Origin of the sequence: Demequina sp. NBRC 110052, assembly GCF_002090075.1 — a bacterium.
GTDB lineage: Bacteria > Actinomycetota > Actinomycetes > Actinomycetales > Demequinaceae > Demequina.
In genome coordinates, this window is the sequence record NZ_BBRI01000002.1 from 193,994 (window position 1) to 211,903 (window position 17,910).

Here is a 17,910-nt window from a genome sequence, read left to right on the forward strand (position 1 = left end):
GCCATGCGTCGTCACGGAGCGCGCGGGCCGGCTTGGCTGTCAGGCGTCGCGCCGCACCCTTCGGCGCACCCGCACAGGCACGGGGGTGTGGAACCGCCTGAGACTGCCGAGCACGAGTAGAAGCATCACCGAGCCGACGAGCAACGACGGCCCGTAGCCCGCCTGGGCAGCCAGCAGCCCTGGCACTACAGCGCCGATCACCGAACCGGGGTAGGTGAAGAGGTTGACTCGCGCCACGATCTCGTCACTGCGGCTTGGCTCGAGATCTCCCGCAGCTGAGTACGCGAGCGGCACGAGCGCTCCGACGCCGGCACCCGCGAGTGCGATGCCCACGAAGACTGTGACGGGCTGCGGCACGAGCGCCATAGTCGCAAGACCCACCGCGCCCACGATCGCTGCTGCACCCGCGAGGGCGGCGCGACCCCACCACCGCACCAGGCGGTCCGATGCGAGTCGACTCGCGAGCGTCATCACCTGATAGGTGGCGTAGCCGAGCGGCGCGACGGCCAGCGCGAAGCCGAGCGGCGCGATGCTGCCCGTCATGCCAAGGCCGTCCTGGAGATACAGCGTGGTCCAGGTGCTGAGCGTGGAGTCGGCCGTGAAGGCGGCGAAAACGACGAGTCCGACGAGAACCAGCCCGAGCGTCGGGATCGGACGGCGACGCGCAGAGCCCTCCTCCGCGGCCCCCTCTTCCCGCGAGCCGTCCAGCAGTCTGGTTCCGCCGAGACTCAAGGCGAGCGCCACCGCAGCGGCCGCGGCCAATGCGACGCCTTCGCCAGCAGGCGAGGCGACGGCAGCCGACATGACGATCGCACCGAGAGCGGAGGCGGCGGTCGCGGAGGCGTAGAACGAGCCCATCACATCCCGACCGAGCGCGCGTTGAGCGAGCACACCCTGCATGGCCGCGCCTGCATCGACGGCGCCAAGCCCGATGCCGTACGCCCCTATCGCGCACCAGAAGACGGGAAACGGCACCGGCAGCGCCACCGCCACCAGCATGAGTGCCTGCGTGCCGAACGCGAGCGTGAGTGCCGCCCTGGAACCGCGTCGCACCGCGATCCTGTCGGCGAGCACAGAGCCGGCGGCCGCGCCGATCACGACGGTCAGCGTCACCAGGGCGACGACATCCTCCGTGAGGGCGTAGCGATCCTTGAACTGAGGCAACGCGGTGACAACAGTGGCGTACCCGAGGCCTTGTGCGACATATGCGAGGGACACTCCAAGGCGCGCGGTGCGAGCGTGAGCGGCGGCAGGTTCGAGCTGCATGGGGACTCCCTGAGGTCAGCCGCGGCGCGAGGCAACGACGCCGAAGGCCTCGTGCGCGATCTCGAGGGTGCGGGCCACGTCGTCGTCCGTCAGCGCGGCGTTGATGAAGTGGTTGTGGTGGGAGGTGAGCCACAGGCCCCGCTGGACGCATTCCGCGATCCACTCCTGATGCAGCATCAGGGAGTCGTCGTCCGCGAGACGCAGATAGAACAGCGCTGGCTCGCCCGAGGCGACGAGAGTGAGGCCATGATCTGCGGCGGCCGTCACCAGCCCAGTCGTGACGGCTTCGCCCCGTTCACGGAACAGCGCGGGCGCGTCGAGCTCCTTGAGCTTCGTGATCGTCGCGATGGCAGCGGCGAAGGGCACCGCGCTCATCCAGTACGAGCCCGTGTAGGTGAGCGACGCCACGGACTCCTTGAACTCGTCCTTGCCGCACAGCGCCGAGAGGTTGTAGCCGTTCCCGATCGCCTTGCAGAAGCAAATGAGATCCGCCTCGATACCGTAATGATGATCGGACCCGGCGAGGTCGAGGCGCCAGCCGGCGCGCACGTCGTCCATGATCAGCACCACGCCGTAGCGGTCGCACAGGTCCCGCACCCCCTGCCAGTAGCCAGGTGCGGGCAGCTCGTTGTCGATGAAGTTGCCGTGCATGTAAGGCGTCGAGATGAATGCCGCCACCTCGCCCTCGTGCGCCGCGAACATCGCCTCGAGCGCGTGGAGGTCGTTCCACGGCACATAGAGGTTGTGCGCCACGTCCTCCTCGATCACGCCGGGGTAGTCCAGCTTCTGCGTCCATGGCGCGACGCCGTGGTAATAGCCCTTCACGAACACGACCTTCTTGCGGCGGGTGTGCGCACGCGCGGTCATGACAGCCAGCGTGGTGGTGTCGCCCCCGTTCTTCGCGAAGAATGCCCAGTCAGCGGAGGCGACCGTGTCGACCAGCAGCTCCGCGAGGTCGATCATGACGGTCGAGGGCAGCGTCGTGACGTCCTCGAGGCGCGCCTGAGCGGCGGCGGCGGCGTCCACCGTCGGGTCGCCGTACCCGAGCACGTTGGGCCCGTATGCGCACATGTAGTCGAGGTACTCGTTGCCGTCGAGGTCCCAGAAGCGGGCGCCCTCCGCGCGGGACGAGAACCGCGGGTAGGCGCCGTTCGGGATGAAGCAGCCCTCGGATGGACCGAGATGCCCAGGCACGCCGGTGGGGATGACCTGCGCCGCTCGGGCGAAGGCCGCGAAGGACTTCTCGTAGGTGTAGGGGGTGGTCAGCGGGGAGGCGGTCATCGTCATTCTCCGAGGTAGTGGCCGACACGGTCGAGGATGCGGCTGACGTTGTCGAGCATCGGGATGTACCCCCTCATGCCGAGCGTGCCGTCGCAGATGGAGCCGAGCGCAGAGGCGCGCCCAGCCAGAACGTCCCCCGCGACATCGAGGTCAGCGAAGCGCAATGCCGCACGCGGCGGCACGGTCGCGGGGGAGGGGTCGAATTCGAAGCGTGCAGCCGCCACGTGCAGACGAAGGTCGATCTCATCGCCCACCTCGAGCGCCACCTGGCCGTCCGGCACGAGGCTCGCCGAGAACCTCCCGGACCTGTCCTCGTTGGCTACCTGGGCGATCGCGGCTGCCGCGACGTGCAGCGTCATGACCGTCGACACCTCACGGAAGTCCGGATCCGCCAGATCGTCCGGCGCTGGACGCAAGTAACGTCCGAGCAGATCGGCAAGCGCGCTGAATGGCCCCGTGAGGAACCCGAGACCGGCGGGGCCCGCGAGGGGGATGGGCTGGGCGGCGCCCTCGACCATGCGGTTGAGGTGCTCCGGGGACGTGAACATCAGCGTCACCCGGCGCGCTCCCGTTGCCTTCCCCCGCGTGACGCCGTCCGAACTGAAGGTGTAGGCCGCCGGCGCGACTCCAGGCGCCTTCAGTTCGACGGACACGGGGCGTGGCAGACCCGCGAGAGTCTCGCGCGCGGCGGGCACCCGGGCGACGAGCACGGGCAAGGCGCCGAGTACTGCGTGGGCGTTGATGTGCGCGGTGACGCGCGCATCCAGTTCGGTGAGCATGGATTCCTCTCGAGGTCAGCCGTCGGCGGCGAGCGCTGCGGTGTGCGACGCGAGCGCGTGGGCATAGAAGCGGGCCGTCGAGCGCGCGGCCTCGGTGTCATGGTCGGCGAGCCAGGTCGTGGTGATGCCGTCCAGCATCGAGACGGTGTGCCTCGCGAGCTCCGTCTCGGCGATGGTCCAGCGCACTCCCGACGCTGCAGCCGCCTGGGTGAGGAGCGCGCCGACGAGCCGATACGACTCGTCATACGTTCCGGCCGCGGCCGGTGCGGCGAGACGCCGTCGCGCCGCGTGCATGGTGAGCTCGAGGAACGCGAGCTCCCTGCCAGGCGCAGCGACGAGCAGATCGATGTATCGGTCGAATCCCGCCCTGATCACCGAGGCGATGTCGGAGTGCTGGGAGTGATCACCGAGTGCGCGTTCGGCAGCGAGCCGCTCTTGGGTCGTGACCTCGTCCGCCGCGGCGCCGAGCAGCTCCTCGACAGTGGAGAAGGCGTAGTGCAGTGAGCCGAGCGGCATGCCGGCCTCGCGCACGATGGACCGCGCCGTGGCGCCCGCCACTCCCTCGCGCTCGATGACCGCGAGGGCCGCGGCCACGAGGGCGCTGCGGCGGTCCTCAAGCGTCATGCGGGCCATGCGTCACCTCGCCGTCAGACGCGATGCGACGTCGAGCGAGACGCGCGTAGGTACGAGTCGAGGCGCAAACGCGGTGAGCACATTGCGCACTCCCGCGATGCGCGAGGGTCCCGGTTTGGCGCGCGCGAGCTCACGGAATGCCACGTCCACCACCTGTTCGATGCTGAGCACCTGGCCGACCTTGAAGCGCTCGGATCCTGCTACCGCGAAGAACTCGGTCTCCGTGGGGCCGGGGGAGAACGCCAGGATTCGGGCGCCGGTCCCCTCGGCCTCCTTCCACAGCGCCTCGGTGAGCGACCGAACGTAGGCCTTGGAGGCGGCGTAGAGCGCGATGCTGGGCAGGGGCTGGTAGCTCGCGGTGCTCGCCACGTTCACGAGCACGCCCCGACCTGACGCCATGATCTGTGGCAGCAGAAGTCGGCTCAGCTCCGTGAGCGCGACGACGTTCACCGCGAGCAGTGAGCGCACCACGTCGGGGTCGTGCTCTGCGAAGGGCCCGTCCACTCCGAAGCCCGCGCAGTTCACCAGTCCATCGGGCGCGATGCTCCTTCGCTCGAGTTCCTGGACCAGGCGCTGCGAAGCGCCGTCCTGTGCCAGATCCACCTCGATCGGCGTGGCTCGAATGCCGTGCGTTGCCTGGAGCCGCTCCGCCAGGACCGCGAGCCGGTCCATGCGGCGCGCGACCAGCACTACGTCAGTGCCGAGGGCTGCAAGGCGACGTGCGAACTCGGCGCCGAGCCCCGAGCTCGCGCCCGTCACTACTGCGCATGAGGGCGCTGGAGTCATTCCGGTGGCCTCCTTCCATGGTTGGACGAGCGTCCAACGATGTGCACTCAACCGTGCCTGACACTCGATGACAAGTGGTTCGGGACAGAATTTACGAGCACGAAACACGCCTCGTACTTGCCGCGCAGCCTCGCGATCGCGGTGCTTGACTGGAGTCTCCAGCACCCGAGACGGACGGAGGATCTGCCATGATCACCAGCAAGGCGACGACGCGATGGAACGGCGGGCTGAGCGACGGCTCCGGCCGCACTGCGCTCGAGTCAGGCAACGCCGAGGTCGCGGTCGATTGGCGCCGCCGATCGACAGGCGAGGGCGACTCCACTACGCCGGAGGAACTTCTCGCGGCGGCCCACGCGTCGTGCTACGCAATGGCACTGTCGCATGCGCTTGAGCAGCGCGGCACGCCGCCGACCGCGCTGCGCGCCGACGCGCGGGTGCAGTTCGTGCCCGGCGAGGGTGTCCTGCGCAGCATGCTCACCGTGCACGCCGACGTCCCCGGCCTGGACGCCCAGGAGTTCTCGGACATGGCCGCCACGGCCAAGGATGAGTGCCCGATGTCCCAGGCGCTCGCCGCGATCGAGGTCAGCCTGGAGAGCGCGACGCTGGTCGGGCCCGGGGGAGACGTCGGCTGAGGACGTCGTCTAGCGGGATCCGGTGAGCGGCTCGGCTCCGACTTCGGGGCCGAGGTCCGACGCGGCACTCTCGAGGGCGTCGCGCACTGCCGCGATCGCAGGGTCCGCGCCAGCAGAGTCGCGCGCCGCCGAGAACACGGTGCGCCACGCCTGCACGGCGAGCGGGTGCGCGATCAGTTGCAGCCCCTCCACGCCCCACATGAGGCCCGGAAGCAGACCGACCACGAGCCCGGACTCGATGAGACGCACGTGCGCCTGCAGGTCCGCGGACTCGACCCGCACGTCGGGCTCGAAGCCCGCGTTCCGACACGCCTGCTCGGCGAAGTGGCGCGTGGCGGTTCCTGCGGGCTCCATTACCCACGGGGCTGCGGCCACGTCGCTCAGCGACGTCGCGTCCGCCCACTGCCCGGCGACGCAGAGGCGGATCTCGTCGCGCACGAGCGCCCGTCGGCTCATTCCGGCGTAGTGGGGCGCGGAGTGGTGCGGATACTCCTCGGCCACCACCAGGTCCACATCGCGCGCCCACACGTCGGCGAGCGCAGCTCCCGGCTCTGACTGGAGCACGTGGACCCGCAGCGCGGGATGCTGGCGCGCCAGGGCACGCAGCGCGGGAGGCACGATCGCCAGGGCGGCCGACTGAAAGACGGCAACCCTGACGGTGCCGGTGAGCGGCGCGTCGGCGTCGTGCAGATCGGCCTCCGCCGCGTCGAGCGCGGCGAGGACTCGTCCCGCATGCTCGACCAGTCGCTGACCCGGAGGGGTGAGCGTGAGCCGGCGGCCACTGCGTCGCGTGAGGCGAACCCCGGCCTCGCGCTCAAGCGCGGAGATCTGCTGCGAGACTGCCGAGGGCGTGTAGCCCATCGCCTCGGCGGCCGCCGCGATGGTGCCGCGCATGGCGAATTCGCGCAGCATTGCCAATCGCGTCACGTCGAGCATGCCAACAGTTAAGCATCCCTCATGCTTTCCGTGCAGGAACGTGTACTAGTGCTCATGCGCGAGTTCGCCCACACTTGCCTCAACGCCACTTGGGAGGATGCTGATGGTGGAGACGACGAGCATGCCGACGAGCCCCGCGACCAGCCACGACCAAGACGAGGTCGTGGCGCTTGTGCGCCACTGGCTGCGCGAGTCGAGGCGCCACCCGGTGAAGGGCTCGGCCCGCCTGCTCGCTGGCCTGCTTGCACACGAGGACGGCCTGCCGTTCCTGACGCAGTTCGTGGACGGCGTCATTCGCCCTGAGGACTCCCGCGTCGCCGCCCGCAGCTTCCGCGCGATGGCCGCGAGGGACACGCGGTTCCTGCCGATCTACCAGCGCGCCCTGCTCGTCGTGGGCGCGGTGGCCTCTCACGTCGCGCCGGGCCTCGTGGTGGGCATCGCGCGCCGCACCGTGCGCCTCATGGTGTCCCACCTCGTCGTCGACGCGACGCCGCGTCGCCTCACGGGGGCCCTCGCGCGCCTGCGTGATCAAGGACACCGCCTCAACGTGAACCTCTTGGGCGAGGCCGTGCTGGGCCGGGAGGAGGCGGCGCGCAGGCTCGCGCGCACGGCCGACCTGCTGGCCCGCGACGACGTGGACTACGTGTCGCTCAAGGTCTCGTCCACGATCGCGCCGCACAATCCGTGGGGCTTCGACGAGGCCGTCGAGCACATCGTGCACACGCTCCGGCCCTTGTTCCTCGCCGCGGTTGCCGACGACGCATCGTTCATCAACCTCGACATGGAGGAGTACCGCGATCTCGATCTCACCGTGGAGGTGTTCACGCGACTCCTCGAGGACGACGCACTTCATCACCTGACCGCCGGCATTGTGCTCCAGGCCTATCTGCCCGATGCGATGGACGCCATGGAGCGCCTTCAGTCGTGGGCAGCGGCCCGCACTGCCAGGGGTGGCGCACCGATCAAGGTGCGGCTCGTCAAGGGCGCGAACCTCTCGATGGAGCGCGTGGACGCCGAGCTCCACGGCTGGCCTCTGGCGACCTGGAGCTCGAAGGTCGAGTCCGACGCGCACTACAAGAGGCTCATCGACTACGCGCTCACGCCCGAGCGCACGCGATCGGTCCGCGTCGGTATCGCGGGGCACAACCTGTTCGACATCGCGCACGCGCACCTGACCTCGCGCGACCGTGGCGTGCGCGACGCGGTGGACTTCGAGATGCTGCTGGGGATGGGCGAGCACGTCGCCGCCGCCGTCGCCGATGACGTGGGCTCGCTGCGCCTGTACACGCCCGTGGTCCACCCGCAGGAGTTCGACGTCGCACTCGCTTACCTCGTGCGTCGGCTCGAGGAGGTGGGCAGCCGCGAGAACTTCATGTCGTCGCTGTATGAGATCGATGCGGACCCTGCCGTGTTCGCGCGGGAGGAGCAGCGGTTCCGCGCCTCCTGGGAGCTTGCTCGCGAGAGTTACGTGCGGACCCACCGCGCAACCGGATCTTCCGACGCCGACGCGCCTGGCGAGCGCTTCGCCAACACTCCCGACGTGGATCCCGCCGTGGCAGCGCACCGCGCGTGGGCCGCGAGCATTCGCGAGCGCGCGCACGGCTCGTCGCTGGGACTCGGCGTCCTCGCCGGCGCGCATGTCGACACTGTCGAGCAAGTCGCTCGCACGATCGGCGACGCGGCGGCCGCGGCTCCGTCGTGGGCGGCGGTCGGCGCGCATGCACGCGCCGAGGTGCTGCGCGCTGTCGCACGGCGGCTGGAAGAACGCAGGTCGGACCTCATCGAGGTCATGATGGCCGAGGCCGGCAAGACGGTGGATCAGGCCGATCCGGAGGTCTCCGAGGCGATCGACTTCGCGCGCTACTACGCGGACCGCGCCGAGGAGCTCGAGAACTGGGAGGGCGCCCGCCCGGTGCCCCGCGGAGTCACCCTCGTGACGCCGCCGTGGAACTTCCCTGTGGCGATCCCCACCGGTTCCACGCTGGCTGCACTGGCGACGGGCAGCGCCGTCGTGCTGAAGCCCGCTGAGCAGTCGCGCCGCTGCGGTGCGGTGGTGGCCGAGATCCTGTGGGAAGCGGGCGTACCGCACGGGGCACTGTGCCTGATCGACCTCGACCCCGAGCAACTGGGAGACGCGCTGCTGAGCGATCCCCGCATCGATCAGGTCATCCTCACTGGCGCTTACGACACCGCGGAACGGTTCCTGCGCGCGCGTCCGGCGTTGCGCCTGTTCGCCGAGACCAGCGGCAAGAACGCCATCGTGGTGACACCGTCCGCTGATCTGGACCTCGCGGTGCGTGACATCGTGGCCTCCGCGTATGGGCACGCGGGCCAGAAGTGTTCGGCCGCCTCGCTCGTGATCGCCGTCGGGTCGGTGGCCACATCCCGCCGGTTCCTCAGCCAGCTTGAGGATGCGGTGCGCTCCGTCGTCGCCGGCCCGGCGACATCGGCGCTCACGCAGATGGGTCCGCTCATCGAACCCGCACAGGGAAAGCTCGAGCGCGCGCTGACGACGCTCGAGCCCGGCGAGCGCTGGATCGTCGAACCTCACCGCCTCGACACCGAGGGGAGCGCGTGGACACCAGCACTCAAGGCCGGCACGCGCCCGGGTTCGTTCTTCCACCTCACCGAGTGCTTCGGTCCGGTGCTGTCAGTGATGTCGGTCGCCTCGCTCGAGGATGCGATCCGCCTGCAGAATGCGGTTCCCTACGGACTAACGGCGGGTATCCACTCGCTCGATCCTGTGGAGATCGCCCACTGGCTGGACCAGGTGGAGGCGGGCAATCTCTACGTGAACCGGGGCATCACCGGCGCGATCGTGCAGCGGCAGCCCTTCGGCGGGTGGAAGCGCTCGGTGGTCGGGCCGACGTTCAAGGCGGGCGGGCCGCACTACCTCTCGGCGCTCGTCGACTGGGAGCGCACTGAGATCGCCGCAGCCGAGCCTCGCTCGCCGCGCCTGCGTGCCTTCCTCGACCGCGCTCAGGCGCCCGCGTGGGTGCGCAGCGCGGTCGCCGCGGACGAGAGGGCGTGGGACGAGCAGTACGGGCGGGCGATCGACCGCACGGGACTCGCGAGCGAGGCGAACCTGCTGCGCTACAGGCCTGCCGAGGTGGACATTCGCTGGGATGGTGAGGCCCCAGTGGACGGGCTCATCCGCGCCTGTGCCGCGCACTTCGTCACCGGGGGAGAGGGCGTCGTGAGCGCACCCGTGCCTCTTCCTGGCGCCCTGGCCCTCGCACTCGACGAACTGGACATCGAGCTGCGCCTCGAGGACGACGCGATGTGCCTGCTACGAGCCTCGGCCCACGACGGCACCCGCGTGCGTGCGGTGGGCCGACTGGTCGGCGGCCCTCAGGTCGCCGTGTTCGATCACCCCGTCACCGCGTCGCCCCACGTCGAGCTCACCCCATACCTGCGTGAGCAGGCGGTGTCCGTCACTATGCACCGCTTCGGCACGCCGTTCACGGGCGCGTCGGACGTGGTGACTGAGATCCAGGCGCCATCCTCGAGGTAGCGCGGGAACCGTCAGGCGGTCGGGTCCGTCGCCATGACGACGCGCATCATGGTCGCCGCGAACTGCGGGGCGATGTCGGGAGACAGGCGATCGAGGTAGGCCTCGCGGATCGCGGCGGCGAACACCTCGAGAGCGGGTTCGAGCAGCCGCTCACCCTCGTCGGTGAGGGCAACCCACGTGCCGCGCAGGTCCTCAGCGCACTCGACTCGCGCGACCATTCCGCGGCGCTCCATGCGGCTGACCTGGTGGGAGATGCGGGACTTCTCCCACACGAGCATCTCGCCGAGCGCTCCCACGCGCGCACGCCGGTCCGGAGCAGTGGACAGCGCGTGCAGGATCTCGAAGTCGGCGGCGGAGATGCCCGCCTGCGCCTGCAGGCGCTGCTCGACCCGGTTCCACAGCTGCCGGGACATCAGCGCGAACGAACGCCACAGCGCCCATTCGCGCTCGCTCAGCGACGTGTCACTCATGTGGCTCACGCTAGCCCTCCTCGCCACATCGCACCCGGGACCTTGCGCACGCACCCATGCACACGCTGCCGCGGAGCCTCACCAGGCGTGGTGAACACTCGGTGAACAGGGCCGAATTTGCCTCAATGCGCATTGATCTATCACTAGACTGCGAGTCATGACCGACAAGCACTCCGCCCTGTTCGTATGCGTGCACAACGCCGGCCGCAGCCAGATGGCCGCGGGCTTCCTCCGCGCCCTCGGCGGCGACCGTGTCGAGGTCCGCTCCGCAGGCACCGCCCCCAAGGACCAGATCAATCCCGTCGCCGTCGAGGCGATGGCCGAGCTCGGCATCGACATCCTGGGCCAGCAGCCCAAGGTGCTCACCGACGACGCCGTGAAGGCGTCCGACGTCGTGGTGACGATGGGCTGCGGCGATACCTGCCCGTACTTCCCGGGGAAGATCTACCTGGACTGGGTGCTCGACGACCCGGCGGGTCAGGGGATCGAGGCCGTCCGGCCCATCCGCGACCAGATCCGCACGAACATCGAGGAGCTCCTCCGCACCTGGGATCTCGAGCCGCTGCCGCTGCCTTCGCACTAGGCGAACCTCACCCTGCGCCGACCGCCGCATCGGGCCTATGCTGGAAGCGTCCATCCCGACCGACGTCGCGAAGGAGGCCACCGCCATGGACGGCAACGCCACTGAGACCCGCCGCTACCACTACGAGCAGATCAAGGCGCGCGAGATCGCGCGAGGCGCCTCCGAGGAGGACGCCTCACGCGTCGCAGCCGAGACGGTCGACAAGGTGATGGCTGACAAGCGCGAGGACTGACCGCGCGCTGGCCGTAGACTCGGGCGGCGTGGAGCCCACCCGCGACATCTGGACCGTGCCCAATGCGATCAGCATGCTGCGGATCGCGCTCATCGGCGTATTCGGCTGGACGCTCGTCATCGGTCAGGACGGTTGGGCTATCGCCGCTCTCGCACTCGCCGGCATCAGCGATTTCCTCGACGGGTACCTCGCGCGCCGCTGGAACCAGGTGACAGCGCTGGGCCGCATCCTCGATCCCGCCGCGGACCGCATGCTCACCGTCGTGGTCGTGCTGGGGCTCGGCATTCGGGGCATCGTGCCGTGGATCCTCGTGGCCGTGCTCCTCGCGCGGGACGTGGTCGTGGGCGTGGCGCTGGTCATCGGCCGCTCCCGAGGCATCGAGTCGCCCCAGGTGACGTTCCTCGGCAAGGCGGCGACGGCCGCGCTGTACCTCTTCCTGCCCCTCGCGTTCCTCGCGTTCGCACGGTGGGACGCCGTCCACACGCTCGCCATCGTGGGCGCGTGGCTCGCGGCGGTGCTGTACTGGCTCGCGGGACTCGGATACGTCCGGGACGTCGCGAGAAGATCCGACGGGCGCGCCCCTTCCGTTCCCGAGCCCGGCGACGCATAGGATGGTTCCACCACCGATACTGGAGGCGAGATGACCTACGACGAGAGTCCCGTCGAGCGGACGATGTCTCTGGGCTCCGCGATCCCGCAGGTCGACGAGACGGGCCCCTACCGCCTGTCCCCGCAGGACCAGGCCGCCGTCGACGCGCTTGCGGACGACCACGCGCTGCTGATCGTGCACCACGGCCCCAACGCAGGCGCCCGCTTCCTGCTCGACGTGGACGTGACCACGGCCGGCCGCTCCGTCTCCGGAGACATCTTCCTCGACGACGTCACGGTCAGCCGCGAGCACGCGCGCTTCGTGCGCGAGGGCACGCAGTTCAGCGTCGAGGACGCAGGATCGCTCAACGGCACGTACGTCAACCGCGAGCCCACCTCGAAGGCGGTGCTCCACGAGGGGGACGAGGTTCAGATCGGCAAGTACCGCCTCACGTTCTATCCCGGGCACCGCGCGTAGAGCATGGTCTCGCTGCCCTCCGCCGCCTCGCGCCTCGAGCGCGCCGCGGCGCACCACGCCGGGGCGGAGCCGACGCCCACGGAGGGCACCTGGCCGCACCGGCTGTCGCACGATCCGCTGCTCCGCGTGTCCGACGTGCTCCGACTCGTGCAGACGGAGTTCCCCGCGCTCACACCCTCGAAGCTGCGATTCCTTGACTCTCAGGGACTCGTCAGCCCGGTGCGCACCGCCTCGGGCTACCGGCAGTACTCACCCGCAGATGTCGAGCGCGTGCGCTTCGTGCTCCGGCAGCAGCGCGACCATTACCGTCCGCTCGCCGTCATCGCGGAACACCTCGCGGCGCTCGACGCGGGCACGATGCACGAGGCGGTCGCCCCGCGTGTGCTCGACGACGACGACGCGCCCGCGTACCTCTCCGCTGAAGCACTCGCGACCTCAGCGGGGGTGGAACCCGAGGTCGTGTCCGCGGCGGTGGAGGCGGGCGTGATCTCGCAGACGACCCCGGCAGGCTTCGATCGAGACGCAGTGACCGCGATCGCAGCGGTGGGCGCGTACCTGAGCGCCGGGGGAGACGTGCGCACACTACGAGGCCTCGTCCGGGCCGCGCACCGCGAGGCGGAGCTCGCCGAATCGGCCGCGGCGCCCCGAAGGGCACGGGGGGACGGAGAAGGTGCCGACGCGCGGGAAGAGGCCCTCTCCGAGGCCGCGATCGGGCTGTTCGCGGCTTGTGTACGAGGGTCCGTACGCCGATAGACAGGGCATCGGCCCCATGCGACGCGACACGCGGTAGCGTGAGACTCGGATGTCACGGCGATCCGGGCATCAAGGCCCTAACGTTGAACCAAAGGTTGAACCCGGGGGAGGGAATCATGGCGGAGGACATCAGCCGCAGGACCCCCGTCGTCGTGGACCAGGGCGTCCTCTTCGCCGACGGCATGGCAGAGCTCGACGAGGACGCCGGCTACCGCGGGCCGATCGCGTGCAAGGCCGCAGGCATCACGTACCGCCAGCTCGACTACTGGGCCCGCACCGGCCTGGTGGAGCCCACCGTGCGCACGGCGACCGGCTCGGGCACCCAGCGCCTCTACGGCTTCCGCGACATCCTCGTGCTGCGCGTCGTCAAGCGCCTGCTCGACTCAGGCGTCTCGCTGCAGCAGATCCGCATCGCCGTGCAGCACCTGCGCGACCGCGGCGTCGAGGATCTGTCTCGCATCACCCTCATGTCCGACGGCGCTTCCGTGTACGAGTGCACCTCGGACGATGAGGTCATCGACCTCGTCCAGGGCGGACAGGGCGTCTTCGGGATCGCCCTCGGCAAAGTATGGCGCGAGCTCGAGGGCTCGCTCGCCGCGCTGCCCGCTGATCGCGGCGAGGGCCCCGTCGCGGACCCTGACGTCGTGGACGAGCTCGCCGCCCGGCGCGCGCGCCGCACGCAGGCAGGCTGACGGCTCTTCGCGGCCGCTTCCTGGGCCCAAGGCCCTATGAGTTCGCACTTTCGACGTGCTGTCGCCTACCCTGCAAACCTGGCAAGATAAAGACACCGTCGAAGGGAAGTCAATGTTCTCCAAGGTGCTCGTCGCAAACCGCGCTGAGATCGCCGTGCGCGCCTTCCGCGCCGCCTACGAGCTCGGGGCCAAGCACGTCGCGGTCTTCCCCCATGAGGACCGCATGTCCGAGCACCGCCTGAAGGCGGATGAGGCATACGAGATCGGCACGATCGGCGAGCCGGTCAAGGCCTATCTGGACGTCGACGAGATGATCCGCGTGGCCAAGCACGCCGGTGCGGACGCCATCTACCCCGGATACGGCTTCCTGTCGGAGAACGTCGAGTTCGCGCGCCGCGTCGGCGAGGCTGGAATCACCTTCATCGGACCGCCGCCCGAGGTGCTCGCGAAGGCCGGCGACAAGGTCGCCGCCCTCAAGGCCGCGCGCGAGGCCGGAGTGCCCGTGCTCGCCTCGTCTGAGCCGTCCGAGGACGTCGACTGGCTCATCGACGAGGCGGACAAGATCGGCTTCCCGATCTTCGTCAAGGCCGTCGCCGGCGGCGGCGGTCGAGGCATGCGCCGGGTCGAGACCCGTGAGCAGCTCCCCGAGGCGCTCGCTTCCGCGATGCGCGAGGCGAAGAACGCGTTCGGCGACGCGACGGTGTTCCTCGAGCAGGCCGTGCTCGGGCCGCGCCACATCGAGGTGCAGATCCTTGCCGACGGCGAGGGCAACGTCGTCCACCTGTACGAGCGCGACTGCTCGGTGCAGCGCCGCCACCAGAAGGTCGTGGAGATCGCGCCAGCCCCGAACCTCGACCCGGCGATCAGGGACGCGCTGTGCGAGGACGCCGTCAAGTTCGCGAAGAGCCTCGGCTACGTGAACGCAGGCACCGTCGAGTTCCTCGTCGCCACCGAGGGCGAGCGCGCGGGCGAGCACGTGTTCATTGAGATGAACCCGCGCATCCAGGTCGAGCACACCGTGACCGAGGAGGTCACGGACATCGACCTCGTGAGCGCGCAGATGCGCATCGCCTCCGGAGAGACGCTCGAGCAGATCGGCATCCGCCAGGACGAGATCGAGGTCCGCGGCTTCGCCATCCAGACGCGCATCACCACCGAGGACCCCACCAACGGCTTCCTCCCCGACACGGGTCGCATCGTCGCCTACCGTTCGCCCGGCGGCGCCGGCGTCCGACTCGATGGCGCCACGGGCCTCGCGGGCAACCGCATCCTCGGCCACTTCGACTCGATGCTCGTGAAGCTCATCTGCCGCGGTCGCGACTTCGACACCGCAGCGCGCCGCGCCTCACGTGCGCTCGCCGAGTTCCGCATCCGCGGCGTCACCAACAACATCCGCTTCCTGCGCGCCGTGCTCGACGACCCCGACTTCCGCAAGGGCGGCGTCACGACCGCGTTCATCGACCAGCGCCCATACCTGCTGGACGTCGGGGAATCGTCCGCGCGTTCTACCAAGATTCTGCAGTTCCTTGGTCATGTCTCGGTCAACAAGCCCAACGGCGAGCACGGCGACGTCGTGCTGCGCCCGGGGGACAAGCTGCCCACCATCGACCTCGATGCGCCCGCGCCTGACGGCACCCGTCAGCTGCTGCTCGAGAAGGGCCCGGAGGGCTTCGCCCGCCACCTGCGCGAGCAGGAGGCACTCGCCGTGACCGAGACCACGATGCGCGACGCGCACCAGTCGCTGCTCGCGACGCGCGTGCGTACCTACGACCTGCTCGCCGTGGCCGGGCACACAGCACGCATGACGCCGAACCTGTTCTCGGTCGAGTGCTGGGGCGGCGCGACGTATGACGTGGCGATGCGCTTCCTGTCTGAGGACCCGTGGCTGAGGCTCGCGCGGCTGCGCGAGGCCATGCCGAACATCGCCCTGCAGATGCTGCTGCGCGGCCGCAACACCGTCGGCTACACGCCGTACCCGGACGAGGTGGCGCACGCGTTCGTCGAGGAGGCGACCGAGGTCGGCATCGACATCTTCCGCATCTTCGACGCGCTCAACGACGTGGACCAGATGCGTCCAGCGATCGAGGCCGTGCGCGGCACCGGCCAGGCAGTGGCCGAGGCGACGCTCTGCTACACGTCCAACATGATCGACCCCGACGAGAAGCTGTACACGCTCGATTACTACCTCAAGCTGGCGGACGAGCTGGTCGAGGCGGGCGCGCACATCCTCGCCATCAAGGACATGGCGGGTCTGCTGCGTCCCGCGGCGGCCTACACGCTCGTGGATGCGTTGCGTCAGCGCTTCGACCTGCCCGTGCACCTGCACACGCACGACACGGCGGGCGGCCAGATCGGCACGCTCCTCGCTGCCGCCGAGGCCGGCGTGGACGCCGTCGACGTGGCGAACGCCGCGATGGCTGGCACCACCTCCCAGCCGCCCATGTCAGCTCTCGTGGCCGCACTTGAGCACACCACGCGCGACACCGGCATCGACCTGGCCGCCGCGCAGGACCTCGAGCCGTACTGGGAGGCGGTGCGCAAGCTGTACGCGCCATTCGAGTCCGGACTGCCGGGGCCCACGGGCCGCGTCTATCGCCACGAGATTCCGGGCGGCCAGCTCTCGAACCTGCGCCAGCAGGCGATCTCGCTGGGTCTCGCAGATCGTTTCGAGCAGATCGAGGACATGTACGCCGCCGCGGACCGCATCCTGGGCCACCTGGTTAAGGTCACGCCCTCGTCGAAGGTCGTCGGGGATCTCGCGTTGCACCTGGTCGCGAACGATGCCGACCCCGCTGACTTCGCGGAGAACCCTGGCTCGTACGACGTGCCAGACTCGGTGATCGGGTTCCTCTCCGGCGAGCTTGGCGACCCGCCCGGCGGCTGGCCCGAGCCGTTCCGCACCAAGGCGCTCGAGGGCCGGGAGATCAAGAACCGCGTTGCCGAGCTGACCGAAGAGGACCGCACTCTCCTCAAGTACTCGGGTGAGGACCGTCAGCGGAGGCTGAACCACCTGCTCTTCCCTGGACCGGCCAAGGACTTCGACGTCGCGATCGACACGTACGGCGACATCTCGGTGATCGACACGTATCACTACCTCTACGGGCTCACGGTGGGCTCAGGCGAGGAGGCGAATGTCGACATCAGCGACGGCGTACGCATGATCATCCAGCTCGAGGCGCTAGGCGAGCCCGACGAGCACGGTGAGCGCACCGCCATCTTCGGCTACAACGGCACGATGCGGCCCATCCAGATCCGCGACGAGTCCGTCAAGGTCGAGGTCACCTCGCGCGAGCGCGCCGACAAGAACAACCCCGGGCATGTGCCGGCACCGTTCACGGGCGCCGTCACAGCCTCCGTCGAGCTCGGCGCGAAGGTGGTCGCCGGTCAAACGGTCGCGGTGATCGAGGCCATGAAGATGGAGTCGTCCATCACCACGACGGTCGCGGGAATCGTGAGCCGCATCGCTGTGAACGGCACCGAGCAGCTCTCGGGCGGGGACCTGGTTCTCGTCGTCGAGCCCTCCGCCCAGGCAGCCGATGCGGAGGACGAGGAATCGTCCGACGCGTCGGACGACGAGGCAGGGGATTAGTCGCCGTTGCGCACCTTGGGGTGACGCGCGTCGGTCCTCATGGACGCGCGCGTCGTCCCTGGTACGGAACGAAGAAGCCTCGAGAAGTGGACGTGTCCGGGACCCTTGTCCCGCGCAGGATGACGCCGCGCGAGGCACGATGGTCGCAGACGGTCATCTAGGAGGAATCGCCATGAAGGTTCTCGTTGCAGTCGGCTCCAAGTACGGCGCGACTCGTGAGGTCGCCAAGCGCATCGCGGAGCAGATCTCGGAGCGCGGATTCGACGTGGACTTCTCCGACGCGTGCGACGTGCAGGGCGTGCACTACTACGACGCGGTGATCCTCGGCTCGGCGGTGTACGGCGGTCTGTGGCGTCGTGACGCCTCGGGCCTGCTCCGCGAGTTCGTCGAGGAGCTGCGCGTCAAGGACGTGTGGCTCTTCTCGGTCGGCATGGAGACCGTGGTGAAGCCGGGCCAACCGCTCGACGAGTCAGATGGCTTCGCCTCGCTCGTGGGCGCACATGACCACGCCCGCTTCCCGGGCGCCCTGGACTTCGACAAGCTGAACGTGGGGGAGAAGGCGCTCATCACCGCGCTGAACCCGCCCCGCGGCGACTTCCGCGACTTCGAGGGCGTGCGTGACTGGACCGCCGGGATCATCACCCGCCTCGAGGAGCTTGCGTTCGCCTGAGCCGTCGTCCGCGCTGACCGGGCGCCGT

Annotated in this window: 17 protein-coding genes; 10 read left to right on the forward strand and 7 right to left on the reverse strand. The window is 69.5% G+C overall.

Annotation, left to right across the window (positions count from 1 at the left end; genetic code table 11):
- Nucleotides 1-39 precede the first annotated feature (39 nt).
- From B7K21_RS00920 to B7K21_RS00940, 5 genes are read right to left on the reverse strand one after another with little or no spacing between them, the layout of a single operon-like run.
- On the reverse strand, nt 40-1,266 hold the full coding sequence (locus B7K21_RS00920) for an MFS transporter (protein ID WP_084073060.1): 1,227 nt from the start codon (nt 1,264-1,266) through the stop codon (nt 40-42).
- 15 nt (nt 1,267-1,281) lie between these two features.
- Nucleotides 1,282-2,547 carry an aminotransferase class III-fold pyridoxal phosphate-dependent enzyme gene (locus B7K21_RS00925; protein ID WP_200806221.1) on the reverse strand — a complete coding sequence of 422 codons (1,266 nt, stop codon included), beginning with the start codon at nt 2,545-2,547 and terminating at the stop codon, nt 1,282-1,284.
- Between the two features lie 2 nt (nt 2,548-2,549).
- Nucleotides 2,550-3,326: a hypothetical protein gene (locus B7K21_RS00930; RefSeq protein ID WP_084073062.1), complete on the reverse strand. Its 777-nt coding sequence runs from the start codon at nt 3,324-3,326 to the stop codon at nt 2,550-2,552.
- A 15-nt stretch (nt 3,327-3,341) separates the two neighbouring features.
- Nucleotides 3,342-3,959, reverse strand: coding sequence for a TetR/AcrR family transcriptional regulator (locus tag B7K21_RS00935; protein ID WP_084073063.1), 618 nt, complete (start codon nt 3,957-3,959; stop codon nt 3,342-3,344).
- Nucleotides 3,960-3,962: 3 nt separating this feature from the next.
- The gene (locus B7K21_RS00940) at nt 3,963-4,745 is read right to left on the reverse strand and encodes an SDR family oxidoreductase (RefSeq protein WP_084073064.1); all 783 of its coding nucleotides are present in this window, start codon (nt 4,743-4,745) and stop codon (nt 3,963-3,965) included.
- 188 nt (nt 4,746-4,933) lie between these two features.
- Between B7K21_RS00940 and B7K21_RS00945 the strand changes: the two genes are divergently transcribed.
- The gene (locus B7K21_RS00945) at nt 4,934-5,377 is read left to right on the forward strand and encodes an OsmC family peroxiredoxin (protein WP_084073065.1); all 444 of its coding nucleotides are present in this window, start codon (nt 4,934-4,936) and stop codon (nt 5,375-5,377) included.
- Nucleotides 5,378-5,386: 9 nt separating this feature from the next.
- Here the strand turns inward: B7K21_RS00945 and B7K21_RS00950 are convergent, their stop codons facing one another.
- Nucleotides 5,387-6,313 carry a LysR family transcriptional regulator gene (locus B7K21_RS00950; RefSeq protein ID WP_084073066.1) on the reverse strand — a complete coding sequence of 309 codons (927 nt, stop codon included), beginning with the start codon at nt 6,311-6,313 and terminating at the stop codon, nt 5,387-5,389.
- A gap of 103 nt (nt 6,314-6,416) precedes the next feature.
- On the opposite strand from B7K21_RS00950, the gene B7K21_RS00955 reads away from it, so the two are divergent.
- Nucleotides 6,417-9,827, forward strand: coding sequence for a proline dehydrogenase family protein (locus B7K21_RS00955; RefSeq protein WP_084073067.1), 3,411 nt, complete (start codon nt 6,417-6,419; stop codon nt 9,825-9,827).
- An 11-nt stretch (nt 9,828-9,838) separates the two neighbouring features.
- On the opposite strand, the gene B7K21_RS00960 is transcribed toward B7K21_RS00955, so the two are convergent.
- The gene (locus B7K21_RS00960) at nt 9,839-10,297 is read right to left on the reverse strand and encodes a MarR family winged helix-turn-helix transcriptional regulator (protein ID WP_084073068.1); all 459 of its coding nucleotides are present in this window, start codon (nt 10,295-10,297) and stop codon (nt 9,839-9,841) included.
- Nucleotides 10,298-10,454: 157 nt separating this feature from the next.
- On the opposite strand from B7K21_RS00960, the gene B7K21_RS00965 reads away from it, so the two are divergent.
- From B7K21_RS00965 to B7K21_RS01000, 8 genes are all read left to right on the forward strand, one after another.
- Nucleotides 10,455-10,880 carry an arsenate reductase ArsC gene (locus B7K21_RS00965; protein ID WP_084073069.1) on the forward strand — a complete coding sequence of 142 codons (426 nt, stop codon included), beginning with the start codon at nt 10,455-10,457 and terminating at the stop codon, nt 10,878-10,880.
- 37 nt (nt 10,881-10,917) lie between these two features.
- Nucleotides 10,918-11,112, forward strand: a complete 195-nt coding sequence (locus B7K21_RS00970) for a hypothetical protein (RefSeq protein WP_084073070.1) — start codon at nt 10,918-10,920, stop codon at nt 11,110-11,112.
- A 28-nt stretch (nt 11,113-11,140) separates the two neighbouring features.
- Complete coding sequence (locus B7K21_RS00975) at nt 11,141-11,722, forward strand: CDP-alcohol phosphatidyltransferase family protein (RefSeq protein ID WP_234989122.1); 582 nt, start codon at nt 11,141-11,143, stop codon at nt 11,720-11,722.
- 30 nt (nt 11,723-11,752) lie between these two features.
- Nucleotides 11,753-12,178, forward strand: coding sequence for an FHA domain-containing protein (locus tag B7K21_RS00980; protein WP_084073071.1), 426 nt, complete (start codon nt 11,753-11,755; stop codon nt 12,176-12,178).
- A gap of 3 nt (nt 12,179-12,181) precedes the next feature.
- Nucleotides 12,182-12,931: a MerR family transcriptional regulator gene (locus tag B7K21_RS00985; RefSeq protein ID WP_084073072.1), complete on the forward strand. Its 750-nt coding sequence runs from the start codon at nt 12,182-12,184 to the stop codon at nt 12,929-12,931.
- A gap of 116 nt (nt 12,932-13,047) precedes the next feature.
- Nucleotides 13,048-13,623: a MerR family transcriptional regulator gene (locus tag B7K21_RS00990; protein ID WP_084073073.1), complete on the forward strand. Its 576-nt coding sequence runs from the start codon at nt 13,048-13,050 to the stop codon at nt 13,621-13,623.
- Nucleotides 13,624-13,735: 112 nt separating this feature from the next.
- Nucleotides 13,736-17,212 (forward strand): pyruvate carboxylase, encoded by a 3,477-nt coding sequence (locus B7K21_RS00995; protein WP_084073074.1) that lies wholly within the window; start codon nt 13,736-13,738, stop codon nt 17,210-17,212.
- 172 nt (nt 17,213-17,384) lie between these two features.
- A complete protein-coding gene (locus tag B7K21_RS01000; RefSeq protein ID WP_159448370.1) occupies nt 17,385-17,882 on the forward strand; it encodes a flavodoxin domain-containing protein in 498 nt (165 codons plus the stop codon).
- The last annotated feature ends 28 nt before the right edge of the window (nt 17,883-17,910 follow it).